General features: G+C 68.4%; 8 protein-coding genes. All 8 read right to left on the bottom strand.

All coding sequences use genetic code 11. From position 1 onward, the window contains the following. The coding region (locus AC2VOR_RS20050; protein ID WP_486964384.1) for a maleylpyruvate isomerase family mycothiol-dependent enzyme at positions 1-685 on the bottom strand (685 nt) is incomplete at its 3' end. A 50-nt stretch (positions 686-735) separates the two neighbouring features. Beyond that, complete coding sequence (locus tag AC2VOR_RS20045; protein ID WP_486964385.1) at positions 736-1581, bottom strand: EamA family transporter; 846 nt, start codon at positions 1579-1581, stop codon at positions 736-738. Then, positions 1578-2087 (bottom strand): SsrA-binding protein SmpB, encoded by a 510-nt coding sequence (gene smpB, locus AC2VOR_RS20040; protein WP_369739806.1) that lies wholly within the window; start codon positions 2085-2087, stop codon positions 1578-1580. Before smpB ends, AC2VOR_RS20045 begins: the two co-directional genes overlap by 4 nt. A 2-nt stretch (positions 2088-2089) precedes the next feature. Continuing rightward, positions 2090-2983 carry a permease-like cell division protein FtsX gene (gene ftsX / locus AC2VOR_RS20035; RefSeq protein ID WP_369739807.1) on the bottom strand — a complete coding sequence of 298 codons (894 nt, stop codon included), beginning with the start codon at positions 2981-2983 and terminating at the stop codon, positions 2090-2092. Beyond that, positions 2984-3673 (bottom strand): cell division ATP-binding protein FtsE, encoded by a 690-nt coding sequence (ftsE, locus tag AC2VOR_RS20030; protein WP_369741703.1) that lies wholly within the window; start codon positions 3671-3673, stop codon positions 2984-2986. A 43-nt stretch (positions 3674-3716) separates the two neighbouring features. Next, positions 3717-4190, bottom strand: coding sequence for an Rv3103c family proline-rich protein (locus AC2VOR_RS20025; RefSeq protein WP_369739809.1), 474 nt, complete (start codon positions 4188-4190; stop codon positions 3717-3719). Next, positions 4187-5224: a mechanosensitive ion channel family protein gene (locus tag AC2VOR_RS20020; RefSeq protein ID WP_369739810.1), complete on the bottom strand. Its 1038-nt coding sequence runs from the start codon at positions 5222-5224 to the stop codon at positions 4187-4189. Before AC2VOR_RS20020 ends, AC2VOR_RS20025 begins: the two co-directional genes overlap by 4 nt. Further along, the coding region (gene prfB, locus AC2VOR_RS20015) for a peptide chain release factor 2 (protein WP_486964383.1) at positions 5214-6309 on the bottom strand (1096 nt) is incomplete at its 5' end. The genes prfB and AC2VOR_RS20020, both read right to left, overlap by 11 nt.

Here is a 6309-nt window from a genome sequence, read left to right as displayed (position 1 = left end):
CGAAATCGTCGACCACCTGCGCGCGGCCGTCGACGCTGACGCGGATGCTGCGGGCCAGCGGCCCGGTCAGCTCGAACAGGACGCGGGAGCCGTCGGGGGCCTTGGCGAGCTTGCCCACGACGAATCCCATGGTGCCCGCGATCTCGTCCAGGGACAGCTGTGACGCCGGCCCGTCGAGTTCGGCGTCGGACGAGGGCCGCTGCAGCGCGGCGCGGATGTCCTGCTCGTGCATCCAGCAGTCGAAGACCCGGATCCGCATGAACCGCCCGTAGCTGTCCATGCCCGCCGGCGTCGGCGTGACCGCGTTCCACTCCTCGTCGGACATGCCGGCCAGAACCTTGCGCCGGGTGCCGGTGATCTCCCGGAACCGGGCCAGCACGTCGGCGCCCCGTTCCCCGCTGAGATGGCGCACCCAGCACTCGTTCATCGCCCCGATGTCGTTGCGGACGTGCTCGAGCGCCTTGACGTCGCAGTCGGGCTCGGGCGAGGCGATGCCGGAGAGGAACGACTCGGTGCCGATCATGTGCGCCACCAGCGCCTGCACGTCCCAGCCGGGCAGCGGGCTCACCGCCTGCCACTGCGTGTCGGGCAGCCCCTCGAGGAGCGCACCGAGGTCGTCCCACACCGCGAAGAGCCCGGCGAGGACCTCAGACTTGTCGAGTTTGGTCACGGGTCGGTCGGCCATCCCCGGATCGTAAGCCGCTCAGCTTCCGGCCAAGCGGCCGACCCTCGCGGTCACGCCGCGGCAATCATCGCCACGGAACCCATGGCCAACACCATGCCGAGGCCCTGCCACCGCGTCACGCGCTCGCGCAGCACCAGCATCGCCAGCACGACCGTCGCCGCCGGATACAGCGAGATCAACATGCTGGCCAACGACAACAGCCACGACCGCAGCGCCTCCAGCATGGTGACGTTGGCGAAGATGTCCAGCAGGGCCACCGCCCCCGCCAACAGCAGCGGCTTACCACGCGGCGGCCGCAACTTCTTGCTCGTCGCCGCGAGCAGCAACACCACCACGGTCGCCGACAGGCGGGCGATGAACAGCGGCCAGAACCGGCATTCGTGGGGCGCCTGATGGAGGAACACCAGGTCCATCCCGAACGCCACGCCGGCCACCACCGTCAGCCACGCCACCTTCGGCGTGAACCGGTACGGCGTCACGCCCTCGACGGTGGCTTCGCGGCTCACGAGCATCACCGCGACCATCGCCAGCACGACACCCACGGAGGCGGTCTGTCCCGGGCGCTCCCCCAGCACCACGCCGACGGCGACGGGCACCGCCGCGTTCAGCACCGCCGCCACGGGCGAGACCACCGAGATGGGGCCCGACCCCAGCGCCGCGAAGAACGCCCACATTCCCAGCGCCTGGCTCAGCCCGTACAGGACACCCCAGAAGACCGCGCCGAAGCGGATCGGCCCGCCCGCGCTGGCTGCCAGCACGCCCAGCAACACGACCTCGATCGGGTAGGCGACCAACAACACCCGCAGCGCCGCGACCCGGCGTGCGGCCACCCCGCCCACGAAATCGCTGACGCCGTAGGACACGGCCGAAAGCTGGGCGTACGCGGCGCCGATCAGCTCAACCCCTTGGCCCGGCGGCCCAGTTCACGGACCACTTCGCGGTGGGCGTCACGGCGAGCCAGGTCCTGGCGCTTGTCGTACGCCCGCTTGCCGCGCGCCAGTGCGAGTTCGACCTTCACCTTGCCCTCGGAGAAATACAGTGACAACGGCACCAGTGCGAGGTTACCATCGCGAATCTTGCCGATCAGCGTGTCGATCTGCCGGCGGTGCAGCAGCAACTTTCGTTTGCGGCGGGGCTCATGGTTGGTCCAGCTGCCGTGCTGGTACTCCGGGATGTGCACGTTGTGTAGCCAGACTTCGCCGTCCTCGACGAGCGCGAAGGCGTCGGCCAGCGAGGCATGTCCCTCGCGCAGGCTCTTGACCTCCGTACCCTGCAGCGCAACCCCGGCCTCGAACAATTCGACAACCGAATAGTTATGCCGCGCTTTGCGATTGGTCGCGACGATGCGTTTGCCACCGCGTTTGTCGCCCGTCGCTTTGGCCCGGGCGGAGTTGTTGGCCACAGCTATTCCCGCACGTAGAGCCGCAAAGTCACGTACGCCGTCAGGCCCGACATCGACACGCCGAGCAAAAACAGCCACGGCGAAATGTAGAGGATGTCGGCGTAGTCCACCCGGGCGATCAAGTTTGCTTGGTAGAACTGGTTGAGGGCACTGTCCAGGAACCACGCGCGCACCAGGATCAGGCCGGCGATCGCTATTGCGACCCCGACGGTGGCGGCGAACATCGCCTCGACCAGGAACGGCAGCTGGGTGTACCAGCGGCTGGCCCCGACCAGCCGCATGATCCCGATCTCGGTGCGCCGCGTGTACGCCGCGACCTGGACCATGTTGGCGATCAACAGGACAGCCCCGACCGCCTGGACCAGCGCGACGGCGAAGGCGGCATTACTCAGCCCGTCCAGGACCGCGAACAGCCGGTCGATCAGATCCTTCTGGTTGAGCACCGACAGCACCCCGGGTTGGCCCTGCACGGCCATGTCGAAGTCCTTGTGCTGCTCGGGGTTGTTCAGCTTGACGATGAACGACGCGGGGAACGAGTCCTTGCCGGCGACCTCCTTGTACTGCGGGAACTTCCGGATGGCGTCCTCATAGGCGTCCTTGCGGTTGAGGAACCGCACCGACTTGACGTCGTTGCGCGCCTCGATGCGCTCCCGCAGCGCCTTGCAGGGGTCGGCGTCGCAGGCCGGATCGTTGGCGGAGACGTCCTCGGTGAGGAAGACCTGGGTCTCGACGCGGTCGAGGTAGATGGCCCGGGAGTTGTCGGCCAGCCGGACCACCAGCAGACCGCCGCCGAACAGGCCGATCGAGATCGCCGTCGTCAGGATCATCGCAACGGTCATGGTGATGTTGCGACGAAGACCGGTCAGGACCTCGTTGAGCAGGAAGCCGAAGCGCACTTAGCGATCCATCCCGTAGATGCCGCGCTGTTCGTCGCGAACCAGCCTGCCCAACGACAACTCGACGACCCGCTGCCGCATCGAGTCGACGATGTGGTGGTCGTGAGTGGCCATCAACACCGTGGTGCCGGTCCGGTTGATCCGCTCGAGCAGATCCATGATGTCGTTGCTGGTGTCGGGGTCGAGGTTGCCGGTGGGCTCGTCGGCCAGCAGCAGCAGGGGCCGGTTGACGAACGCGCGGGCAATCGCGACGCGTTGCTGCTCCCCGCCCGACAGCTCGTGCGGCAGCCTGTTCGCTTTGCCGGACAGGCCGACCGTCTCGAGCACCTCGGGCACGACCCGGTTGATGGCGTCGGTGCGTTTGCCGATGACCTCCAGGGCGAAGGCCACGTTGTCGTACACGGTCTTCTGCTGTAGCAGGCGAAAGTCCTGGAAGACGCAGCCGATCACCTGGCGCAGCTTGGGTATGTGGCGACCCGGGAGCTTGTTGACGTGGAACTTCGACACTCGCACGTCACCCGCGGTCGGTGACTCCGCGCCCAGCAGCAGGCGCATGAACGTCGACTTGCCCGAACCCGACGGTCCGATCAGAAAGACGAATTCACCCTTGTCGATCTTGACGTTCACGTCCTCCAGCGCCGGTCGCGCCGACGCTTTGTATTTCTTGCTGACATGGTCCAGGGTGATCATCACGGCACGCCAGTGTAGCCGCGGCTTTCGCCGCTGGACGAAGTCAACTGGCCGGTGGTGCCGAAGTGGGCGCCGGGCCGGGGCCCGGCATCGGCGTTGGTGTGGTCGGGGTGGTGCTGGGCGGGCAGAAGGGCGGCGGCAGCAGGCACGGTAGCTGCGGCAGCACGAACGGCGGCGGCTCGGTGGTCGTGGTCGTGACGGGCGGCGGCTCGGTCGTGGTCGGCGCCGGCGGCACCGTCGTGGTCGGGGTGTACCTGACGGTGGGGGGCGGCTGCACCCGGGTCCGCGGCACCCAGGTGTAGTTCGGGTCGGGCACGAAACCCGGCGGCACCACCGCCGGGGCCGGCGGCTTGGGGGGCGGCTGCGGGCGGTAGGTGTCGTAGACCCACCACACCGCCAGGAACGCCACGATCAGCACCAGCGTCGACGTGCGGATCCGGCCGCCGAACAGATAACCCGGCCAGCGTCGTTCCTGCTCCGCGCCGTGCCTCTCGAGGACGTTGAGGGTGACCTTCATCGCCGTTGCACCGCATCCGTGGTCGTGTCACCTGCGTCGGCGGACTTGTCGCCGGCTGCCTCCGCTTTGTCGCGGGCGGCCTTGGCGGCCGGTACCGCGGGGTCGTCCTCGACCAGGCCCACCGTCGCGTCGGCCGCGGTGACGATGCCGACACGGGCCAGCGCCCGGATGACCAGCACCCGCAGTTGCCGGCCCACCTCGAACTGCTTGCCGGGCAGGGTGCGGGCCACCACGCGCAGGGTGACGGTGTCGACCGCGATGCTTTCCACCCCCATCACGGTCGGCGCGTCCAGCAGCAGGTCCTTGAGCACCGGGTCGCCCGTCGCGCGTTCGCACTCCTGGTGCAACACCTCGTTGACCCGGTTGAGGTCGGCGTTGATGGACACCGGAATGTCCACCACCGCGCGGGCCCAGTCCTTGGACAGGTTGACCACCTTGACGATCTGCCCGTTGGGAATGGTCAACACCTCACCGTCCGCCGAGCGCAGCCGGGTCACCCGCAGGGTCACGTTCTCGACCGTGCCGCTGGCGTCCGTCGATGCCACCACGGTCAGGGTGACCAGGTCGCCGAAGCCGTACTGCTTCTCCACGATGATGAAGAAGCCGGCCAACATGTCCCTGACCAGCTGCTGGGCGCCGAAGCCCAGCGCCGCGCCCACCACGGTGGCCGGCGCGATCAGCCCACCCAGTGAGAACCGCAGCACGTCGGCGATCTGCAGCATCACCCAGATGCCGATGATGACGATCGACACCCACGAGATCACCGAGGCCACGGCCTGCCGGTGCTTGGTGGCCTCCGAGCGCACCAGCGCGTCGCTCTCGGCGAACCCGATGTCCAGCTGCCGGGTCACCTGCTGGGCCACCCAGTTGACGAAGCGGGCGGCCAGCACCGCCGCGATCAGCACCATGACGATCCGCAGACCCCTGGTGATGATCCATTCGCCGATCTCGCCGCGCCAGAAGTCGTGCCAACGCTGGGTGGCGGAGGCCGCCGACACCCGGGCCGCGGCGAGGACGGTGGGGTTAGTCGTCATCTTTTCGGTTGCGCCACCGAATCCCCGCTTCCAGGAACCCGTCGATGTCCCCGTCCAGGACCGCCGCCGGGTTGCCCACCTCGTACTCGGTGCGCAAATCCTTGACCATCTGATACGGGTGCAGCACGTAGGAGCGCATCTGGTTGCCCCAGGAGCTGCCGCCCTCGCCTTTCAAGGCGTCCATCTCGGCGCGCTCCTCGGAGCGCTTGCGCTCCAGCAGCTTGGCCTGCAGCACCCGCATCGCCGACACCTTGTTCTGCAGCTGGGACTTCTCGTTCTGGCACGTCACGACGATCCCCGTGGGGATGTGGGTCAAACGCACCGCCGAGTCGGTGGTGTTCACCGACTGCCCGCCGGGCCCGCTGGAACGGTAGACGTCCACGCGGACGTCGCCCTCGGGGATGTCGATGTGATCGGTGGTGTCCACGACCGGGAGCACCTCGACCTCGGCGAACGACGTCTGGCGCCGGCTCTGGTTGTCGAACGGGCTGATCCGGACCAGCCGATGGGTGCCCTGCTCCACCGAGAGCGTGCCGTAGGCGAACGGCGCGTGCACGGCGAAGGTGGCGCTTTTGATGCCCGCCTCCTCGGCGTAGGAGATGTCGAACACCTCGACCGGGTACTTGTGCTGCTCGGCCCACCGGATGTACATGCGCATCAGCATCTCGGCCCAGTCGGCGGCGTCGACCCCACCCGCGCCGGAGCGGATGGTGACCAGCGCCTCGCGCTCGTCGTACTCGCCGGACAACAGGGTGCGCACCTCGGTGGCTTCGATGTCGGCGCGCAGCGCCGCGAGCTCGGCGTCGGCCTCGGCCAGCGTGTCGGCCCCGGCCCCGCCCTCCTCCTCGGCGGCCAGCTCGTATAGCACCGGCAGGTCGTCGAGGCGCCGCCGCAGCTCCTCGATACGGCGCAGCTCGCCCTGGGCGTGCGAGAGCTCGCTGGTCACCCGCTGGGCCCGGGTCTGGTCGTCCCACAGCTGCGGATCGGACGCCTCGTGCTCGAGCTTCTCGATGCGGGTGCGCAGACCATCCACATCGAGCACCCGCTCCACCGTGGTCAGGGTGGAGTCGAGGGCGGCGATGTCG

It is taken from the genome of Mycobacterium sp. TH-M103 (assembly GCF_057473785.1).
Note: the sequence above shows the minus strand (reverse complement) of the source record. Positions and strands in the feature narration are given on the sequence as shown.